This window comes from Pseudomonas sp. TH31 (assembly GCF_016650815.1).
Taxonomy (GTDB): Bacteria; Pseudomonadota; Gammaproteobacteria; order Pseudomonadales; family Pseudomonadaceae; genus Aquipseudomonas.
Window position 1 is genome coordinate 34,115 of record NZ_JAEKEZ010000005.1, and the last position, 20,510, is coordinate 54,624.

11 protein-coding genes and 1 pseudogene are annotated in these 20,510 nt (G+C 50.6%); 7 read left to right on the forward strand and 5 right to left on the reverse strand.

What is annotated here, in order from left to right:
- The first annotated feature begins 349 nt into the window (after positions 1 to 349).
- The gene (locus tag JFV26_RS01865; RefSeq protein WP_201189231.1) at positions 350 to 3,616 is read left to right on the forward strand and encodes a transporter substrate-binding domain-containing protein; all 3,267 of its coding nucleotides are present in this window, start codon (positions 350 to 352) and stop codon (positions 3,614 to 3,616) included.
- 99 nt (positions 3,617 to 3,715) lie between these two features.
- On the forward strand, positions 3,716 to 3,994 hold the full coding sequence (locus JFV26_RS34630) for an Hpt domain-containing protein (protein WP_446739891.1): 279 nt from the start codon (positions 3,716 to 3,718) through the stop codon (positions 3,992 to 3,994).
- A gap of 252 nt (positions 3,995 to 4,246) precedes the next feature.
- Here the strand turns inward: JFV26_RS34630 and JFV26_RS34370 are convergent, their stop codons facing one another.
- From JFV26_RS34370 to JFV26_RS01890, 4 genes are all read right to left on the reverse strand, one after another.
- On the reverse strand, positions 4,247 to 5,086 hold the full coding sequence (locus tag JFV26_RS34370; RefSeq protein ID WP_207203825.1) for a fimbrial protein: 840 nt from the start codon (positions 5,084 to 5,086) through the stop codon (positions 4,247 to 4,249).
- Positions 5,087 to 5,405: 319 nt separating this feature from the next.
- Positions 5,406 to 7,982 carry a fimbria/pilus outer membrane usher protein gene (locus JFV26_RS01880; RefSeq protein WP_242487724.1) on the reverse strand — a complete coding sequence of 859 codons (2,577 nt, stop codon included), beginning with the start codon at positions 7,980 to 7,982 and terminating at the stop codon, positions 5,406 to 5,408.
- Between the two features lie 118 nt (positions 7,983 to 8,100).
- Complete coding sequence (locus tag JFV26_RS01885) at positions 8,101 to 8,781, reverse strand: fimbrial biogenesis chaperone (RefSeq protein WP_201189237.1); 681 nt, start codon at positions 8,779 to 8,781, stop codon at positions 8,101 to 8,103.
- A gap of 105 nt (positions 8,782 to 8,886) precedes the next feature.
- A complete protein-coding gene (locus JFV26_RS01890; protein WP_201189239.1) occupies positions 8,887 to 9,402 on the reverse strand; it encodes a fimbrial protein in 516 nt (171 codons plus the stop codon).
- Positions 9,403 to 9,749: 347 nt separating this feature from the next.
- On the opposite strand from JFV26_RS01890, the gene JFV26_RS01895 reads away from it, so the two are divergent.
- The gene (locus tag JFV26_RS01895) at positions 9,750 to 10,730 is read left to right on the forward strand and encodes an IS5 family transposase (protein WP_201189624.1); all 981 of its coding nucleotides are present in this window, start codon (positions 9,750 to 9,752) and stop codon (positions 10,728 to 10,730) included.
- A gap of 1,220 nt (positions 10,731 to 11,950) precedes the next feature.
- Here the strand turns inward: JFV26_RS01895 and JFV26_RS01900 are convergent.
- Positions 11,951 to 12,592, reverse strand: a complete 642-nt coding sequence (locus tag JFV26_RS01900; protein ID WP_201189241.1) for an HAD family hydrolase — start codon at positions 12,590 to 12,592, stop codon at positions 11,951 to 11,953.
- 858 nt (positions 12,593 to 13,450) lie between these two features.
- Here JFV26_RS01900 and JFV26_RS01905 point away from each other — a divergent pair.
- The 4 genes and pseudogenes from JFV26_RS01905 to JFV26_RS01920 all read left to right on the forward strand — a co-directional run bounded on the left by JFV26_RS01905 (position 13,451) and on the right by JFV26_RS01920 (position 19,765).
- Positions 13,451 to 14,997: pseudogene (locus JFV26_RS01905) on the forward strand (TerC family protein).
- A 487-nt stretch (positions 14,998 to 15,484) separates the two neighbouring features.
- On the forward strand, positions 15,485 to 15,997 hold the full coding sequence (locus JFV26_RS01910; protein WP_201189243.1) for a DUF3757 domain-containing protein: 513 nt from the start codon (positions 15,485 to 15,487) through the stop codon (positions 15,995 to 15,997).
- A gap of 367 nt (positions 15,998 to 16,364) precedes the next feature.
- The gene (locus JFV26_RS01915) at positions 16,365 to 17,456 is read left to right on the forward strand and encodes an IS630 family transposase (protein ID WP_201189625.1); all 1,092 of its coding nucleotides are present in this window, start codon (positions 16,365 to 16,367) and stop codon (positions 17,454 to 17,456) included.
- 56 nt (positions 17,457 to 17,512) lie between these two features.
- Positions 17,513 to 19,765, forward strand: a complete 2,253-nt coding sequence (locus tag JFV26_RS01920) for an autotransporter domain-containing protein (RefSeq protein ID WP_201189250.1) — start codon at positions 17,513 to 17,515, stop codon at positions 19,763 to 19,765.
- The last annotated feature ends 745 nt before the right edge of the window (positions 19,766 to 20,510 follow it).

The window sequence follows — 20,510 nt, forward strand, 5'->3', positions numbered from 1 at the left end:
GCGATCCGTTTTTTGAGACATATCTCATTGTCATGCGCTGGCGTTGGTCATAATTGCCATATAGCCTTCGGACTCATGCATCGATCAAAAGAACGACTGGATTTCTTAACAATCTCCAGAACGGATCACTCTTTGTCATTGACGGCGCCTGACATCGGCTAAGCCGATAGAATTAGTGCTACGACCGCTGCGTCCGGGCAGCGCGCTGCCCGCACTCTATTTTCGGTGACTACGGCTTAGAACTCATTCTCCCGTCAGCGCTTACCCGATATAAACTGATCGGTGATGCTTGCCCCCGTGCGGATTGCTCAGGGCTACACCTCCAGCGCTCTCAAAGAACTAGAAGATCATGAAAATACTACGTACACGTCGCTGGCCTATCGCCCTGTTCCTGCTTTGGTTGTGTGTCGCCCCCTCGCTCACCTTTGCTGCCTCCGAAGTAAAACTCTTGGTGCGCACACCGATTACCGCTCCCAACATCTCCTTTGACGCAAAAACGAAAGCATGGCTCGATAGCAAGCCGCAGATCCGCGTCGCATTTTGGGGTGGCGCTCAACCTCCTTTACATATTGGATTCGAGCCCAACACCTTCGAAGGGGTCACGGCCGACGTTCTGGCACTACTGCAGCAGATGTTGGGAGTCCCCATACAAATGCAACGGTTTGCCAACAGAGCAGATGCGCAGCAGGCAATGGCAAGAGGCCAGATTGACGTATTGGCGCTGAACGACGTTACGGCGCCTGAAAGCCCGTTCTTCAAGCCCAGCGTGCCCTACCTGCTGAATCACAAAGTGACTATTCGTCGCATTAACGCTCCCGGAAAACCTGGTGATACTCTCCATGAAAAGCGCCTAGCTTATATCGCCACCACTGACGCGCACGTTAAGCGTATTCAAGACCAATTTCCCCACAGCAAACTCGTGCGGTATGTCAATCATGTGAATGCGCTCACCGGCCTTGCTTATGATCAAGTCGATGCATTTCGCACCAACGCAGTCACCGCAGAGTTTTTATTGTCAAGCTTCGCATCCAGTAATCTCTACCTCACAGATGACAAAGACCCTCCCCGCGTTGCAGACATGAACTTTGCTGTCAGTGCGCAGCAACCGCGTTTGTTAGACGGAATCAATCAGTCACTGATGGCAATCCCAGTCGCAGATATGCTACGTATCACATCAAATTGGGGGCTTAGTAATAACTTCATCATTGCTCGTAAATCACTGGTTTTGACCGATGAGCAAAAAGCGTGGATAGCCGAGAATCCAAAACTTAAGGTTGTAGTAGCAGGTTCCTACGCGCCACTGACGTTTTTTGATGACAAGAATCGCTTCAATGGACTCGGCGCTGATATGCTGAAGTTAATTACACGATTAACAGGCTTGGAGTTCGAGGTAGTTCGTAGCGATAGCATCAGTGACATGGTCGTTAAACTACAAGATCGCAAAGTAGATTTAATCGCTTCGCTTAGCATCAGTGACTTTCGGCTTGAGCGCAATCAGTACACCCGGCCTTACCTGATCACTCCTTTTGTGGTGGTTACCCGGCGCGCCCAAGCAGACATAAAAAGTTTAAGCGAGCTGAATGGACTGCGTCTGGCCGTACCTTGGGGGAACCCACTGAGTCAAATGATTCAGGACGAACTCTCTGAAATCACCGCAGTGAAAGTACATAACGCCACCGAAGGCCTTGAAATGCTGGTCGCCGGGAAGGTAGATGGTACTGTTCATACCTTGTTTGGCGCCGAATACTTTATCAATCACCATTTTCAATCTGACCTGCATATTGCTTCAGTCATTGGGGCTCGACCAGCCAAAGTAGCCATGGCTGTGGGGCCAGAAAAGCAAATTCTGAAGGACATCATTAATACTGCTCTACTTGAAATTACCCCCGAAGAATATCGGGTAATGGTTGATCGCTGGGATGGTAAAAAGCTTCCGGCAGTGGCCAGCTCCTGGAACAATTATAAAGATGTCGTTTATATTGTCATTGCAGGTTCAATGTTATTTGGCTTGGCGTTCCTGATTTGGAACCATTACTTAAGAATTAACATACAGAAACGCCAAAAAGCTGAACGAGAACTTGAAGACCAGTTGCAATTTACCCGTACACTGGTGGATGGGGCGCCGGTAGCACTCTATGTTCGAGATAGCCTAGGGCGCCTTCTTCAGTGCAATCAGGCTTATTTGGATTTTTTTGATAGGTCTCGTGAGCAAATTATCGGTACAACCCTGATAGAAAGTCAGACATTTAGCGCAGACTTTAATGTGCGCTACCATCAACTCTATCTTGAAACATTGAAAAGTGGCCAACCGGTGTTTACTGACATTGATGTTGAGGTCAATGGAAAAAGGCACCGTGTTTATCACTGGACGTTACCCTTCCACAATTCCAACAGCCAATACATTGGCATTATTGGTGGCTGGCTCGACATTACAGAACGTGAGCATTTGATCGAGAAATTAAACCTTGCAACGGATGCAGCGATAAGCGCAAACCGTTCAAAATCAGCATTCCTGGCAAGTATGAGTCATGAAATCCGCACGCCGGTCAGTGCATTGGTTGGTTTGATAGAACTGATGCGGTTAGAGGGGGCTAGCGCCAACCAAATAGAAGAGAACATGGAAGTCGCGCATCAGTCCGCGCAGTCTTTGCTTTCATTGATCGGAGATATCCTAGACCTGTCAAAAATTGAGGCCGGTGAAATGGCACCCTCACCACAACCGACAGATCTGAATGAGGTGGGTCAATCGACATTTCGCCTATTCGAAACCAATGCGCGCAATAAAAATCTCGACTATCGACTGGTCATGGAGGTTCAGAACCACGGCATTATGATTGATGGCCTAATGCTTAATCAGGTAGTGGCTAATCTCTTGAGCAACGCAATCAAATTCACGGAGCAAGGGAGTGTCCAACTATTATTACGTGAGCTGCCGAGCGACTTAGCACCGGGCCGTGCAAGGTTTGCCATTCAGGTAAGTGATACCGGTAAAGGCTTGAGTGAATCCCAGCGACAGGAAATTTTTGAGCCCTTCGTACAAGCTGAACCGCAGGCGCATCGAGCAACAGGCACAGGCTTGGGGCTGAGTATCTGTGCCAGCCTGGCAAAACTCTTGGATGCGCAACTAACCGTCGACAGCCAGGTGGGGCTAGGCTCGCGATTTACGCTGATGTTCGAAGCCGATCTGGTTGAACTCACCGAGCCCCCTGCCGCCCCTGAAGTCGAATCTCAATCGACCCATAAATTGAGAATTCTAGTGGTGGAAGACCATGCGGCGAACCGACTTCTACTCTGTAGGCAGCTGGAGTACCTGGGACATGAAGCTTTACCATGTGAAGATGGTGAAACAGCTCTTGCCCAGTGGATGAACGCAGAACCACCCTTCGATTTAACGATCACCGATTGCAACATGCTTCGTATGGATGGTTATGAGCTGAGCAGATCGATCCGTGACGTAGAACAACAGCGGGCGTTGAGTCCGCATCCTATTTTTGGCCTGACTGCAAACGCCCAGGCAGAAATCATCGACCGATGCCTAGAGGCAGGCATGACCCGATGCCTGTTCAAGCCAGTCAGTATAGAAACACTGACGGTTTTGATTGCTGAAGTGGAGTAAAGCACCAAGCGGCGCGCGCAGGCCGCGACCAAAAGCGGGAGCGAGCTTGATAAAATCCGGCTTTTGAGCCCTGAGTCGTACGGCCCGCTGGTTAATGAGTTGGTGCGCACTCATCGCCAAGAGGGGCAAGAGCTGGAGCGTTTAGCTAGCCTCGACGATAGAGTTGGATTGGTCAGAGTCGCTCATAAAATTCGTGGCGGAGCACAATTAGCAGGCGATGATGCGTTAGCGGAGGCGTGTCGTGTTATTGAGCAGATTGCCTGTGAGGTAGATTCATCGGAGTACGGCTGCCACGTCGAACAGGTATTGGTTTGCCTTCAGGCTCTTGAAGCGCGATTGCTTCAAGATCTTGGCAGCAACGAACTGTTGGCGCGTTGACGCTCCCAGTCAAAGTATAGGCTGGAGACGTCTAAGATACCGAGGCCGATCTAGCCACATACCTTGTATGTGTAGGGTAGAATAACGGCCGTCCTACAATGGGACGGTATTTACTATCATGCCTGTGCTACCCCCCTTCGCGAACAAACCCGCTCTCATAAGCGGTTGTAGCTGGAGGCGAAACTTTCAATAACCTACGCAAAAAGGGCCTGAAATCGGCCCTGAAAAAAGTAAAGAGGATGGTGACTAACTTTATCTGTAACTCATCGTGAATGTTGCAGTGCTATTGGCCTGACCTTCGGTGATGGGATCGGCCGTTTGATAATAACGTGCCGTCAAAGGAATGGAATAAGCACCGTCGATAACCGCAGTTCCTGCCGCAATAGGCGTACGGAAAGTCACCGGTGCGCCATTATGGAGCAATTGCACCCCCACGCCGGACGCTACTGTTTGGGTAGGCGAAGGGTTCAGCGCCAATACACCGGCAGCTCCTGAGGAATGCGGAGTGCCATCCAGCGTAATATTCACCCTGGTATTGGCGTCGCAGTCTAGTGGGATTATAACGCTCCTTTCCCGGGCCGTGCTGCTAACTCCTGAAAATTCGCTTATCTTAGCCCTCCCCATGTCAATAGGAATAGAAGTATTGGTGACGGAACACGCGACAATCTGCATGTTTCGAGCACTTGCTGTATTACTGTAAAGTCTGCCCCTGTCAACATTGTTCTGACCTCTATATGCATAGTCCAACACCCAGCTCGGCGATACCGCTGAGGTTATATCGCCTAGCTTAATCAATTCAAAAGTATCTGTAAAAACGCTAGTGCCTATACCACGTATCCCTCGAGGCGCACTACCATCATTAAGACTTTTTTGTGTCCAGATAGCGGTAGTTCCAGTAACATCGCTATGATTGCTCCAGCGAATACCTATACCAGGAATATTGGTACGCCGTACGTCAGTTATTGTTGAGGAGCCTTGATCCATATTTGTAGGTGCTGGAAAAACGTTCCATGCGGCGCCGACAGGATTATTGCCGGCGGTAGTACAGGTTATCGTTGTTGCTACATTCGCGGTAGCCAGGACAGCTCCCACGGGAGTATCACGTTGAACGATGATTGGGTTGGGAAAATTTAAAGTATTGGAATTCGCAGTGCATAATGCCCAAGACTCATCCGCGTTGAAAATGCTGATCGCAAAAGCCAGCGTTGACAGTGTACGGAAACCAATTTTTTTCCTGGCTTGGACATTGTAGTTTTGCTGCTAAAAGTTAAATTCATTTTTCCTTTCCCTAGCGCAGATGTCTAATGGAAACAAATTGAATGCAAGGCTCGAGTCGCCTTTGCATGTGTAATAATTTTTTCCGCGAAGTGATTTTATATAGGCAGTGACTTTGACTAGCTAAATATTGTCTTTATGTGCAAGTAGCTTCCAAAGTTCGGATTGCCGAGGCAGCGTCTGTTGGTATGGCTGGTAAGTTGAAGTCTACCTTGCATTGTTGGATAGTTCCGTCGCCCCACTGCACTTGCAGCTTGCCTTTCTCCGGCACTCCGCTCAAATACAATTCACCATCAAGACCTACAATGCCGGTATTGGGCGAAGCTGTGGTGTCTTCTACCACCGTTGCACTGGCGCCGAATGGCACCGGTTTGCCAAGATGATTGAGGGTGATCAACACTCGACTGCCTACCCGAGTCTGGAAATCAGCCAGTACGATTGCACCCTTGGTCGGAACGACTGTTCTTGAATTGGTTTCCATGTCCACATCGTCAGGTAGCGTTTGACTGTTCAGAGCAATCCGGTTCTTGCGATAAGTGCTGACATATGGCACTACCGCATAACCGCGCCAGTCGGTATTCACGCCGGTGTTGTTCTGAACTTTTACATTTGAGGCGCCCGGTGCACGCACAAGGGCCATGGTCTCACCTTGTTGTTGAGAGAACGTGACGCCATAAGGATGTGCCACGACCCCGCCTTGTACCCCATAGTTCACTTGTTGCGAGTTACGGTCGTAGTTGAAACCGGCCTTAGCTTCGCCGTAAGTACCTTTGTAGTTGGCGTCGGCACTGCCGCTTGCGCCAACGCCTCGCGTGGCATAACCCTGCTGAATATTGTAGTTCAGGTTGTTATCCGGCAGCGCGGTACCGCTCAAGCCAACATCCTGGGTGGTATTGCCCTGTTTACTGGTATTGAGGTTGTAACGAGCCCAGCTGTTGGGTAGCACGTCGTCCAACGGCACCTGAACATAAAAGGACAGTTGTTGATCCTTACTGTCACGGCCTTCATAGACCGGTGCCTGGGTGTAGGTGTAATCCAGGCCATAGGTGACACCTTTATAACTGGTATTATAACCCGCGCTCAAGCTGCGTTCGTAACCCTTTTGGCGCCAGAAGTCCTGCTGATAGCCATTGACATAAAAGTTACCATAGCCGCCTAGGGACTGGTTTACGTTAACCTGAGCCTTGCTGCGCTTGTTATAAGTTCCGCGCCAGTTGTTAAAATTTTCAGGATCGATTTCATTAGCTTCCTGGAAGTCGTAGTAACCGCTGGTAGAATAGCGATAACCCGCTAGAGTAAAGCTAGTGCCGGTGGCCGCAATATCCTTGGCATATTGAAACCGATAGGACTGGCCGCTATCACGCGAGCCGTCACGCAACTCGGTTTTAGCCTGAGTCACATCGACAGAGATCGACCCCCAGTCACCAAAACCATAGCCGACGCCTAAGCTAGTGGCAGCATAGTCTACTGACCCCAACAGGCCACCATACAGCGTAATATCGTAGGGCATGCCGTAAATCAGCGTGCCCTGAGCAAACGTCGGCTTACTGCTTTCGTGGGCTGTCGAACGGTATTCTCCCAGTGTCGCTGAATACTTCAGCCGCCCCTCACGCAACATGACCGGTACTGCGGAGAAAGGCTGAACAGAACGGCGTTCAGTACCGTCGGCCTCTCGGATGGTGACTTCCATATCACCACTGGATGAAGTGGGGTACAAGTCGGTAATGGTGAACGCACCGGGAGCCACATATGTCTGGTAGATGATATAACCGTTCTGTCGTACGGTAACTTGTGCATTGCTTTGTGCAATACCACGTACGACCGGCGCAAAGCCTTTCAAGCTATCGGGAAACATGTTGTCATCCGACGCCAGCTGCGCCCCTCGATACTGCACACTATTAAATACATCGCTAGGAGTGGAGCTATCGCCCAAGGTGAGTTGACCCTTCAACAGTTGAACGTCCCTCTGCGCATAGGTGCTGACGTTTTCCCAGTTACTGCTGCCGTTACTCTCGTTGTAGGCGGAATAATTGCGTAAACGCCAGTCTCCGAAGTTCACACCACTTCTCAGGTTTAAGTAGTAACTGTCGTCTGTGCCCGAGCGGTTGTCGCGAGAGGTATTGGCGCCGCTGAAGTTGTAATTCAACAGCCCGGCCGTAAGCCCCTGGTTCCACGAACTGGGGTCTACGTAACCACGAGCTTCGCTGGTCAGTGCTGCCTGAGGAATACTGATGTCGACGCGCTGTTGGGCAAAATTGAATCGACTGCTGGCATCTGGAATGTAGTCTTTCAGACGGCTGATCGTCTGCGAGGTTGGAAGTTTTCGCAAGCTCGGAAATGCATCCAGCTTCACACCCATTTCCTGTAATTGCTGAGGCGTCATTTCGGGCTGTAATGAGCCTTCGACATCGACAAAATTCACATCCCGCTGTGTGATACGACTGTCGTTAAGATAAATATCAACGCGATAAGTACCGGGCAACTGCCCACCACGGCTAGAAAAGCGTTTAAGGTCAATGACATTTTGACCAGACACGTCCATTTCCAGGGCATGAGGGTTAAAATATTCCTGCGCCAGTGCCGAGGCAGGTTGCAAGCCCAGTCCAAGGATGAAGGGTGTCACCATCGAAATTGCCAAACGAGTAGGCATGAAAGTACGGAAATTGGCACTTTCATTTTGCTTCAGTGCCAGATTCTGATGATGCGTTTTCATATAATTAAACTCCACCCAACTCTTTAAAACACGAGGCTCTCCACTGACTGCTGGGCAGTTCATACAGCGGATTAATATTTAAATTAAACTACAGGGCGGGCGAATGACTTTTATCTGTTCAAAGAGGTGCAGTGGCAGTTGGAGAAATGCCACCAAAGTCATTGATCGACTGCCAACTTGCAGCACCGATGGCGCCCGACGGCAACGTGAGGCTCAGTGAACTTTGCGGGGCTATCATGCCGGGATCTTCAACTTCTTTACCCCCCACGTTCACCTTATAAAATGAAATATGGTAGGGAGTTGGGTTGTTAACCAGTAATTGATTGCCGCTGCGAGTAAATTTTAACGCCTTATAGGCGTCAGTGGCATTGCCTGACAAACCCACTGGCCGAAAAAACAGTTTGATGCGCGTCTTCACAGCAATTTGCAATTGATTGGTATCAGTCTTTTCCGAGGAAGGAATTGACTTAATATTGACCCAGAACACCGACTCCTTGTTTTCAGGGAAATGGCCACCCGTGCGGATGATACGCAGCACATTTTCCTGCCCCGCATCCAGACGAAAAAGCGGCGGCGTCATGATGAACGGTGCCTTGCGGGTACCGGTGGGGGTAACCTCTTCCACCCAAGATTGAATAAGGTAAGGCTTGGTTGCTTCCGGGTTATTAACAGAAATAGACGCTTCTTTTTTCGAACCATCATATACAACACGTGTTCCGCCCACTACTACGCCTGCCCACGAAGTTTGCGAAACAACCACGAGGCAGCTGGCGGCACACACAGACTTTAGCCAATGCATTAATGAGGTCTCCTTGATGGTTTAATTACCCACGAGGGAAGTGGGATAAATTGATCAAGCGGCCATGCAGGACATTAAGTTTCCTTAATGCCCCGTTTTTTTGACTTAGTTGTAATCAACAGTGAATTGGGCGAGCGCGTTTGCGGCACCATCAACTACTGTGCCGGTGGCAACGTACTTGGCGACAAAATTGAATTCGGTATCTGCGCCAGTCGCAATCGGTTTACTCAACGAACTGCTTCCCAACGGGAGTTTGGTGGTGCCATCTTCTTCATACAACCCGATGGCTACACCAGTTGCTCCGCCGCTTGCCAAACCTAGCAGGGTAGGGTCGTCTTTGTCGGACTGGCCGTCGAATTTTACGGCAGCGGTGGTAGCCCCGGCTGAGCATGCACTGAGCACGATTTTGAAGTCCCCGCGCGAAGCTGAGTCACCTACAGAAGCAAGGGCGCTGCTGCTGATGTTGCCCATATCGATTGGTGCGCTACCGCTGCCCACGTTAACAGTGCAGGCATCTGGAGATATTGAACCCGTGAAGTTGATGGTACCGTCGATAGCATTGGCCACACCAACAAATGCCGAACTTGACAGAAATGCTACAGCAATCAAACTTTTTTTCATTACGATACTCCCTTGAATTAATAGTTTCTTACGCAGTCTAGGGATGAACCACCGATTTTTTGTCGAAGTTTTTCTGGTACTAAGTGTACTGTTGCAAGCAGAACACCCCTGCCATTAGTTCATGACTTCTGTTTGATCGTCCGTTTCAGGATGATCATGGCGAACACAAAAGTCCGCCCCTTATCAAGAAAGCACGACATGAATAAATGGACTTGCAGCGTAAACTGGCAGGATCGCTTCGAATATAAGATCTGTCTCAAAGTCAGATCGAGCCTCTAAGGGAAATTCTGAAAAAGACTTCCTGATTTGGCAGAATCCCCGGACACAAATCGCCGAGCTTTTCGATGATGAAGCAAATGACATTCGCCGACGCCGAATACGCCGGTAAGCGCAAGCAGACCCGGAAGGAACTGTTCCTGATCGAGATGGATCGGGTCGTACCCTGGAAGGGTTTGATTGCCCTGATCGAACCCCATTACCCGAAGGGCGAAGGTGGTCGTCCGGCCTATCCGTTGATGGCGATGCTGCGGGTTCATCTCATGCAGAACTGGTTTGGTTACAGTGATCCGGCGATGGAAGAGGCGCTGTACGAGACGACGATCTTGCGCCAGTTTTCCGGCCTGAGCTTGGAGCGAATCCCAGACGAAACTACCGTTCTCAACTTCCGTCGCCTGCTGGAAAAACATGAGTTGGCCACTGGCATTCTCGGCGTGATCAATGGCTATCTGGGCGAACGTGGCTTGTCACTGCGACAAGGCACCATCGTCGATGCCACGCTGATTCATGCGCCCACCTCGACCAAGAACAAGGACAGTAAACGCGACCCGGAAATGCACCAAACGAAGAAGGGCAACCAGTATTACTTCGGTGCCAAAGCGCACATTGGTGTCGACGATGACTCGGGGCTGGTGCACAGCGTGGTGGTCACTGCGGCCAACGTGGCGGACGTGACCCAAATCGACAAACTGCTACACGGTGCTGAGAACGTGGTCTGCGCCGATGCAGGCTATACCGGTGTCGAGAAGCGCAAAGAGCATGCTGGACGCCACGCCATCTGGCAGGTTGCAGCCCGGCGCAGCACCTACAAGAAGCACGGAAAACGCAGCGTGTTGTACAAAGCGATACGCAAGATCGAGAGAGCCAAGGCTCAGGTTCGCTCCAAGGTTGAGCATCCATTTCGGGTGATCAAGCGTCAGTTTGGTTATACGAAAGTGCGCTTCCGAGGCTTGGTGAAAAACACTTCTCAGATGGTGACGTTGTTCGCCCTGTCGAACCTGTGGATGGCACGTCGACATTTGCTCTCCGGCGCGGGAGAGGTGCGTCCGTAATGAGGGAAATAGCTGCTGCAAGGCGCTTGCTGCGGAAAAAATGGATGAAATAAGCGGCAGACTTGATCGATTTTGAACGGCTTCCGTTTTTTGAAACCGCTATGGCTCAGCAGTCGAAAAATAGCTGCCTACTTCAGACCATCCTAAGGTGTATTGAATATTTTTGCGCTGAGTTTCGAATTCGAAGTCAAGGCCATCGAGCAGCACCCGAGATTGATTTGAGACTCGTCCTATATCGACGGTAATCGTTCCTAATCAAAGATCTCCGCAAATTCACACGTACTGGTGGGAGTCGATGAAAAGCGCGCGGCTTACATTCGTCCTGGGCGGCTCTCGCGGACTTGGTACGGCGATTGTCCAATACCTTGCTGACGAAGGCGCAGACGATGAGCCCGCTCAGGTGTTTCACCGACGGGAACGCGTCATGATCAGTGGCTTGCTTCAGTTGGCGGAACGCCCTATTCGCGGAGTCATGACCCCTCGCGCAGAGACTGATCATATCGACCTGGCGGACTCACTAGAGGCCGTTCTCACCGCACTGATGCGCTCGCCAATCAGAGCGGGGTATGTCGATGAGCCACTTTTTTGGTCGAACTGAGCGCAGTTGAACTTCAGGGGCTCGAACGCAGAATTGCCTTGCGCATAGACAATGACCATGTAGACCAGTTGATCGTTGCGCTATATCCACAAAAGCGCATTAGGATCGTCCACGACCACTGAACTCTGGGAGTTGATCGTCGATAGTCGCGCCGCTACCACTTGGTTCCCCGTTGTCATACACATTGAAGGACGTGGAAGGCTCCCCTCGATTATTGAAAGTCGGCCGGGCATCGTCGGTGATGTCACCGTTCAGATGACACACACACTGGAGATATAATCGATAACGGACTCAATCAAAGACCTGGCTGAATCTGTGCCCCCTATGATCAGTGTGAACGGTTCCGAGTTGACGCCGTTACCTCTACGATGAACACGTGCTTGCCCTTCACCATCCGCACGCTTGCGCTTTTTGACGTATCAAGCGCACTAGGGCTTTTTGGGGGTATTCATAAAATATTATCACCAGCCAATGAGCGGAGATTTATCGTCTACAGCGTCCCCAAAAGAAAACACCATTAATCCCGAAACAATACTCTTGAGAATGTAAGAGCAGTCTTGAAATACCAAAAAACCAGCGGCATTTTGATATTGCGGTATTGCTGGAATGTTTCCTGCATTTCTCAGGTTGAAGTGAAAGCTACACCCCTAACGCCTAATGTGGTCAAGCATTTGCGGGTGTGTTCGAGAGATACGTGGTGAATGCCTTGCCAGCCAAGAGCGATGGCCGCTTCGACATTGCCAAGAACGTCATCGATAAATACCACCTGATCCGGCTTTATATCTGGCAGGTGCATACGTATCTGGCCAAAGCTGGTGTTGTAGATCGCCGCGTCCGGCTTGATCTGACTCACCTCGCCGGACACCACGATATCGCGAAAACAGCTCAGGAAGGGAAAATGCTTGCGGGCATAGGGAAAGGTCTCAGCCGACCAGTTGGACAAGCCGAAGAGCGGCATACGCGCTGCGTGTAGCGCCAGCAAAATTTCCACGCCCCCTGATAACGGCCCCTGCAACATTTCATGCCAGCGATCATAATAAGCCCGGATCAAGGTCTCAAACTCTGGATGCTGCGCGATGAGACAGCGAGTCGCCTCGGCCAGGGTTCGACCAGCATCCTGCTCAGTGTTCCAGGCCTGAGTACAGATGTTATTCAGGAACCACTCACGCTCCAGGTCATCTGCAATCAGTTTGCGGTATAGATGATGAGGGTTCCAATCGAAAAGAACCACGCCAAAATCAAACACTACTGCACGAATAGCCATGGAGAATCCAAATTCAGTGTGTAGAGGATAGATCCACACCCAATTACCTTAACCTGGAATAGGATGTGACGTGACTATGCTTCAGGCTTTGCTAATTAAACCACTGGACATACTTAACGCACACATCGCAATACTATTTTTCTGAAACCGCTCAACCCCTTCAAACTCTTAATTAATGACGTTTAGAGAAAACCTAATTATAACTAATGGTGAATATTGCTGTACTATTTGTAGCTCCCAATGACATCATTCCTTGTCTGCACGTAACGCGCGACCAGCGGAAGGGAGTACGGCCCGTCGTTAGGCTCCGCGCCTACTAAAATAGACGAGCCGAGGTTTACAGAATTACTTTTTATAAAGAAGAGGCAAACCTCAAAAATGAACACGATTTAAATCACAAGTTCATTGCCTTACCCACTGCAAGTAGATTAGTCAATGAAACGGCCTCCATCAAATTCATGGTTAAATTATGCGGCGGAAGAAGCACCGAAAATATGAGATTTGTCTCAATTCACTCAAACGTGACTAACTTTGTAAAAAGCACACCTGAGTGAGGTCGGTGCCTTGTCGGCGAAAAGCCAAGCACCTGTAGATACCAATTACATGACATCAGTCGTTGGACAATGCGTTTGTAGCCGTTTCACTGGAATTTTCGGCGATTCCGGCTAGCCTCAACGCATGTAGAGCGTCAGCACACTTCCGCCAGCAGCGCCTGCAGCAATCGAACTTCAAGAGCCTGAAGATAAGCCAGCACCGTCTAGACCTGCTGGCGATTTGCGCAGCAAATATGTTCCACCGAGCAGTAGTTTGTGATGCAATCCACTCCGTCACTAACCCAATAAGAAACTGAATACCCCTATGGAATGGATTGCTGATCCCACGGCATGGCTTGGCCTGCTGACCCTGATTGTGCTCGAGTTGGTACTGGGTATTGATAACCTTGTGTTCATTGCAATTCTGGCTGACAAGCTACCGCCAGAGCAGCGAGACCGTGCTCGCCTGATTGGTCTATCCCTCGCGTTGTTAATGCGTCTTGGCTTACTGGCCAGCGTTTCCTGGATGGTCACGCTTACCGAACCGTTGTTCGAGGTCTTCGACAAGACCTTCTCCGGCAGAGACTTGATCATGCTGTTTGGTGGCGTGTTCCTGCTGTTCAAGGCAACGATGGAGTTGCATGAGCGACTTGAAGGGCATGTAGCAGCACGCACGGGGAACGTGGCCTATGCGATGTTCTGGCCTATCGTTGTGCAAATTGTAGTGTTGGACGCCGTCTTTTCTTTGGATGCTGTGATCACTGCCGTGGGCATGGTGGAACACCTGTCGGTAATGGTGATCGCCGTGATTTTCTCCGTCGGCTTAATGATCATTGCAAGTAAGCCACTGACTAAGTTTGTCAACGAGCGCCCTACCGTCATCATGCTCTGCCTGGGTTTTCTGATGATGATCGGCTTTAGCCTCACGGCGGAGGGACTGGGCTTCCACATCCCTAAAGGCTATCTCTACGCAGCGATTGGCTTCTCGATTCTGATAGAGCTCTTCAACCAAGTGGCGCGCGCTCGTCGCAAGAAGAGCTTGCAAGGTGACAGCCCACTACGTGAGCGTACTGCGCACGCCGTCTTGCGCTTGCTGGGCGGCAAAAAATGAACGCCGATGTGGTCGGTGAAGAAATTGCAGACATGCTGTCGGACGACGAGCCCGCGCAGGTGTTTGACCGACGCGAACGCGTCATGATCAGCGGCGTGCTTCAGTTGGCGGAACGCCCTATTCGTGGAGTCATGACCCCTCGCACAGAGATTGATCATATTGACCTGGCGGAATCACCGGAAGCTATTAGCACTGCACTGATGCACTCACCCTATTCCAGGCTGCCATTGATCAGAGCCGGGCACGTTGATGAGCCACTGGGGTTCGTTCATAAGAAGGAACTCCTCAAAGAGCTGTTGGCAGGCAATCAACCAAACCTCGAAGCCATGGCCCGCACGGCGCTCAATTTGCTGGACAATTTCTCGATTCTCAATGCTTTGGAACAGATGCGAAAAGAGTCGACGCACATCGCTTTCGTGGTGAATGAGTTCGGTGACTTCGTCGGGCTTCTCACCATGACCGACATCCTGGAATCCATCGCAGGCGAGCTTCCGGATGCCAGTGAAATTGAAGGCCCAAATATCGTCGCCACTGATGAAGGCTTTCTCGTGAGTGGTGCGTTAAATCTCAGCCAGATTCGCGAGTACATCGGTTTCCAGGCTAAAGCCACTAATGACTATCAGACACTCGCCGGACTGGTCATGAGCTTGCTGGATCGTTTACCCGTCATTGGGGACAAATTGAATTGGCAGGAATGGACAATGACTATTGTCGAGGTGGAAGAGAGACGTGTGACCAGGGTGCTGGTGAGTAAGGAATGATCTGAGCATAGGAAACAAGGCCGCATTGCGGCCTTGTTTTCCTTCAGGGAAGCCCGAGTGCACAAATCCTGATACGAGGCTATGTTCCCGTCTCTAGAGCACCTGCGCAGCTAGTCGATGCCATGCTGGTAGCGGCAGCGGAGTCGGCGGTAAGAGCCGAAATAAAAAACGCATGCCTACGCTCATTTCAGATCTGCTGATTAACTACACGCCTTCAGACTTTACGTAGCATCGCAGCCTTCAAAACGGCGTACGCGTTTTCACACCGCCTAGGACGTTCTCTGCCGGTCGTCACTACCGCACGTTCTTTTCAGGTCGGATCGAAACGACTGGTTAGCAGCAATGCATCTGGATGGTCAGCCCCTGCAATTACGTACCATTTTAGGTGTTACCGCTGGACGGATGTGCTGTTTGAGACATTTCTCATATAAAAGTATTTGAGTGACTGGTAAATAAGCTTCCTCAGTTTTTTATAGCGAGACTCTCAATGAGCAAAATTATTGTTCGGAGCTTCTTTTTATCGAATTTAATTTTACTTCCGTGCATGGCCGACAGCACCGACTCTTTAAACTCTGTAAAAAAACCATTGGCAGATGCTAACAGCATCGAATCTTGCCCATCCCCATTAGACATTGAAAACAAAAAAGGAATATTTACTGCTCCAGCGAAGGAGCATCCTGCAGGATGGATAGGCGCACTAATTGATAGTGAATATGACTATGCAGTAAAGTTTGAAAAGGCTTATTTTTTTGTATTGAGAAGAAAGATTGAAAAGCACCTAGGCTTTCTAGACAAATGTACATATACAACTTTCTCCGGAAAAAGCCTGGAGTTGCGGCTTGCCCATGGCAGGTTAGATAATAAATTCATGAGCGTCGAAGGCACCTCATGGAAACCTTCACGAGACATTTCCTCCTCTCTAGCCCTTGAGTGTACTGATCAGTTTCGAGATGCATGCAAATTCTCACTGAAGCCTAACTATTCAATTTCTAATCTATAAACTTCGCGACAAAAAAATTAGCATAAAGATAGTCCATAGATCTATTTTTAGGCCGCCTGAAGATTGGGATATGTTAGCCGATGGTGTGCGTGTATGTAAGCGCGAAACTGTAAAATCAAACGTACAAGATTCGACTGCGAGCTTCGCTAAACTTTTCCGCCATTATGCTTGATGCGAGCAAGGGCCACCGCTGTTGTGTGGATTGGGATGACTCAAGTAGGTCGACTCGATTTTCAGTGGCTTTTGAGACAGATCTTATAGCTACTGCGATTTATCACCACTAGTGGACTGAGCGGTTAATTCATTTATTTATTTATTTATTGGTAACGATATACTGTGCGTCCAATGTCATGGATTGGTTATGCGCATGGCCCGACCGACTTCCCCCTTCGCTTTAACGCCTTCTGATCTCATCGCCCTGCAAAGTTGGTTGCGTATGAGTACGCTGGAACAGAGCCTCGCCCAGCGAGCGCGCATCCTACTTCTACTGGCTGATGGATTGACGCCCAAGGCCATCAGCGAGCAGTTGCAGGTCACGCCGCCGACAGTATTCAAGTGGCGAAAACGTTATCTGGAGGCGGGAATCGAAGGGTTGAGCGATCTGCCGCGCAGCGGCCAGCCACTCAAACTTGGGCCCGAAAAAATCAACGAAATCCTGACACTGACTACCCGGCGTGTCCCCCAGGAAGCCACTCACTGGAGCGTTCGTTTGATGGCCAAGTATGCGCGGGTCACCACGTGGCAGGTTCGGCAAGTCTGGGCCGCTTCCGACCTCAAACCCCATCGTCTGAAGACCTTCAAAATCAGCAACGATCCTCATTTCGCCGACAAGGTAGTCGACGTAGTCGGGCTCTATCTGAACCCACCGGATAACGCCCTGGTGTTGTCGGTTGACGAGAAAACCCAGATCCAGGCGCTGGATCGCACCCAACCGATGCTGCCGCTACGCCCAGGCCAAGTTGAGCGTCGGACGCATGATTACAAGCGCCATGGCACGGCGAGTCTGTACGCGGCTTTCGACATCATGACCGGCCAAGTAATCGGACGGATTACCCAGCGCCATCGAGCCAAGGAGTTTCTGGCTTTTCTGCAACAGATTGAACGCAGCACGCCAGCCGGACTGGATCTGCATGTGATTCTAGATAACAGTTCGACCCACAAAACGGCTGCAATCAAGCAGTGGCTGGAAAAGCATCCGCGTTTCAAATTGCACTTCACACCGACCAGCGCGTCTTGGCTGAACGCCGTGGAAGGCTGGTTTGCACAGCTGGAAAGACGAGCGTTGTACCGAGCCGCCTTCACCAGCGTCGCCGACCTGAAGGCGGCTATCCGCCAATTTATCGAGGCTCACAATGAGCATTCAGCCAAGCCGTTCAAGTGGAATAAAACGGCTGAGGCCATCATTAGCTCGGTACATAAGGCGAAGCTGAGCGTGATAAAAAATAAATTAATGGATTAACCGCTCAGGCCACTAGATTTCGGTCTTCAAATCTACCACCTAGTGGAAACTTATAAATGCGGTACTTTATTAAACCTAGTATTTTCGCATTAACAACTATCGGTGCCAGTTTGGCATTCTCTAGTAACGTCCAAGCGAATGTTGAGCATCTACCCTGCCCGATGGGCTCCACAGGCCCCACCTCCAGTGGCATCTGTAATTTAGGCGTGCTCCCCGACAGCATTTCAGCGTATTACAGCAGCGCTGCACAAGCTGTCTCGGCAGATGGCACTACCGTTGTGGGGGATGCTATGAATGATGGCAACACCCGTGCGTTTCGCTGGAGGAATGACGGTGCAGGTCTACTCGACCTTGGAACGTTAAAAGCAGATAACTCAGGCGAAAGCTTCGCCACTGAAGTATCTGCAGATGGCAGCACCATCATTGGGCGAGCCCAAGCCGACGATAACAATTTTCGAGCGTATCGCTGGGTTGATGACGGCTCCGGTATGCTTGATCTTGGCTCCCTAAGAACGGATAACAGAGGCAGCAGCGAGGCAGTCGATGTATCCGCAGATGGCAGCATCATCGTGGGGTCTGCTAAAAACGACGATGATAGGGATCGTGCTTTCCGGTGGATCAATGATGGTAAAGGAATGCTCGACCTCGGAACACTCAAGGCAAACAACACCGGCAATAGCATTGCTAACGCAGTATCTTCAGATGGCAGCACTATCGTAGGACGTGCCCAAGTGGACGTCGGATCCCATGCGTTCCGCTGGAGGGACGATGGCAAGGGTATGCTCGACCTCGGGACGTTAAAAGCAGATGGTTCAGGAAGCAGCGACGCCAAAGATGTCTCTGCAAACGGCGGAGTCATCGTAGGACACTCTGACTCTGACATGGGAGAAGAGCGCGCGTTTCGCTGGACGGACGACGGCAAGGGCATGCTCGATCTTGGGACATTAAGGGCAGATGGTTCGGGAGCAAGCTGGGCTACAGGCGTATCTGCAGATGGCAGCACTATTATCGGCCGAGCTGACACCAGTATAAAAGCTGTAAGGCGAGCGTTCCGGTGGACTGATGACGGAGTCGGCATGATTGACCTCGGTTCCTTTAGAACAGACAACTTGGGATCGAGTTTGGCCAATGCTATTTCTGCAGATGGTGGCACTATTGTAGGGCAAGCTCAAAACAACTTTAACGAAAACCGTGCCTTCCGTTGGATTGACGATGGTAATGGCATGCTCGATCTCGGAACTCTAAGAACGGATAACTCAGGCTACAGTAATGCAACCGGCGTTTCAGCTGATGGCAGCGTAATAGTTGGGAATGCTGTCAATGACCGTGGAGAGTATCGTGCCTTCATCTGGCGTACGAAAATGCAGGACTTCGGTAACCTTCTTGTTTCCTTTCCCTCTCTTACCAATGACAGTGAGATCGCCGTATCCCAGCAGCAATCTGTTGCAGACCAGTTGATGGGGTCTAGCTGCTCAGCAGAAGAAGGGCAAAAGTGCTTGAGTATTGACGGGGTCGTCACGAATGCTGGCGCAACCGCTGAAGACATCGGGTCGCGTAACAGCACCGGCGGCCAAGTTACACTCGGCTACGGGGTTGATGGCAAGACGACCGTCGGCGGGACACTGAATATCAGTGCAACAAGCCTGAGCAACAGCGGCTTTGACCTGGGCGCAAACACTGCTGCCAGCGTGTGGGCTGAATACAGCGCAACAGGTCTGGCAGGGACTGGCTTACAGGCCGATGCCGCGTTTGGTAAAGGGCGGGCCAGTGGTAAAGTTACACGAGGCCGTGATTTGGAAAACGTCATGCTGGCCGCAGGGAATGCTTCTTTGGAAACATTCTTTGCACAAGTCAGCCTGGGTTATGGCGTTCAAATCAAAGATTGGCTTATCACGCCAGTTGGTACTCTCGCCTACTACGATACAAGCCGTAGTGCTTATACAGAGACGGGCTCGGACTTCAATGCCGAATACGACAGGCTTTCGATGAAGCGCACAACGGCCACTCTGGAATTCATCGGCGAGCGCCGTGTTTCAGAACGAGGCACTCTTTTCCTGGGGGCAGGCGTTGAGCATGACCTGAAGGCTGATCGCGTGGCGCTTCGCGGTACGTCCGATCTTCCCGGCGTCGAGACTTTTGATATCGAGAGCGCGTTGAACCGCCACCAGACGCGAGGATTCGCCACTGTTGGATACTCCCATGAGCTGGGAGACAATCAGACGCTTTCAGGGTCACTGCGCACTGGCCAAAATACGTTTGGCAATAGCGCTCAAACTAGCGTGAATCTAAGTTACGGCATACGTTTCTAAACTACACCCTCAGAGAGCGGAAGCATCTCCCCTCAATCGCTGGTAATACCCAGATCAGTTGCCAGCGATCCCTTAGCAGTATGCCGAGCACTAGCAAGCGCTCGGCATTCAATGGATGTGGTTAATCCAGTGTCTAAACCGGTAAAAACGTGCTGATAGCCATCGCTGGCTAGAATTTCTAGCTAACTATAGGTGAAAAAAGCCGCATTGCAGCCTTGCACTCCCTGAAAGTTCCCTGATGCAGACATAACCCTATCCAAGCCTAAAATTTTTAATAATCAAGAGAGCGGTGATTTTGAGACATATCTTATTTCTTCCGCGATGTATCAGATGGCAAGTATGCGTCCGGGCATCCCGTCTTGCACCCTGGGAGAGCAGGAAAACAGAGGTAACACATGGGTCAGTTCGTATAATTACATTAGACGGTGTTTTAACTGATTTCTGTCCCCCAAATTTGGCACTGATTCGAGAGTGTTTTCAGCCACCCTCCATCGGTTTGCCGGAATTCAATTGGCCATGTTTTAGCTTTGGCTTGGCCCCCCTTGCGTGACCAGGCAACCGGAGCCCCATGCTGGTTTGACCAGTGCAGGCGTGAATGAACCTGAATTGGGTCCATGTGCGCCACGACAATATCGCCCTCGGTGCGATATGAGTGCTGATCTGGGTTGTGTCGGGGCGTTAGGGGTGGCGTCCGGGTTGAGATGGTGTGGCGTAGGTGCGTCTACGGTGCTTTCAGTTGAAAGTC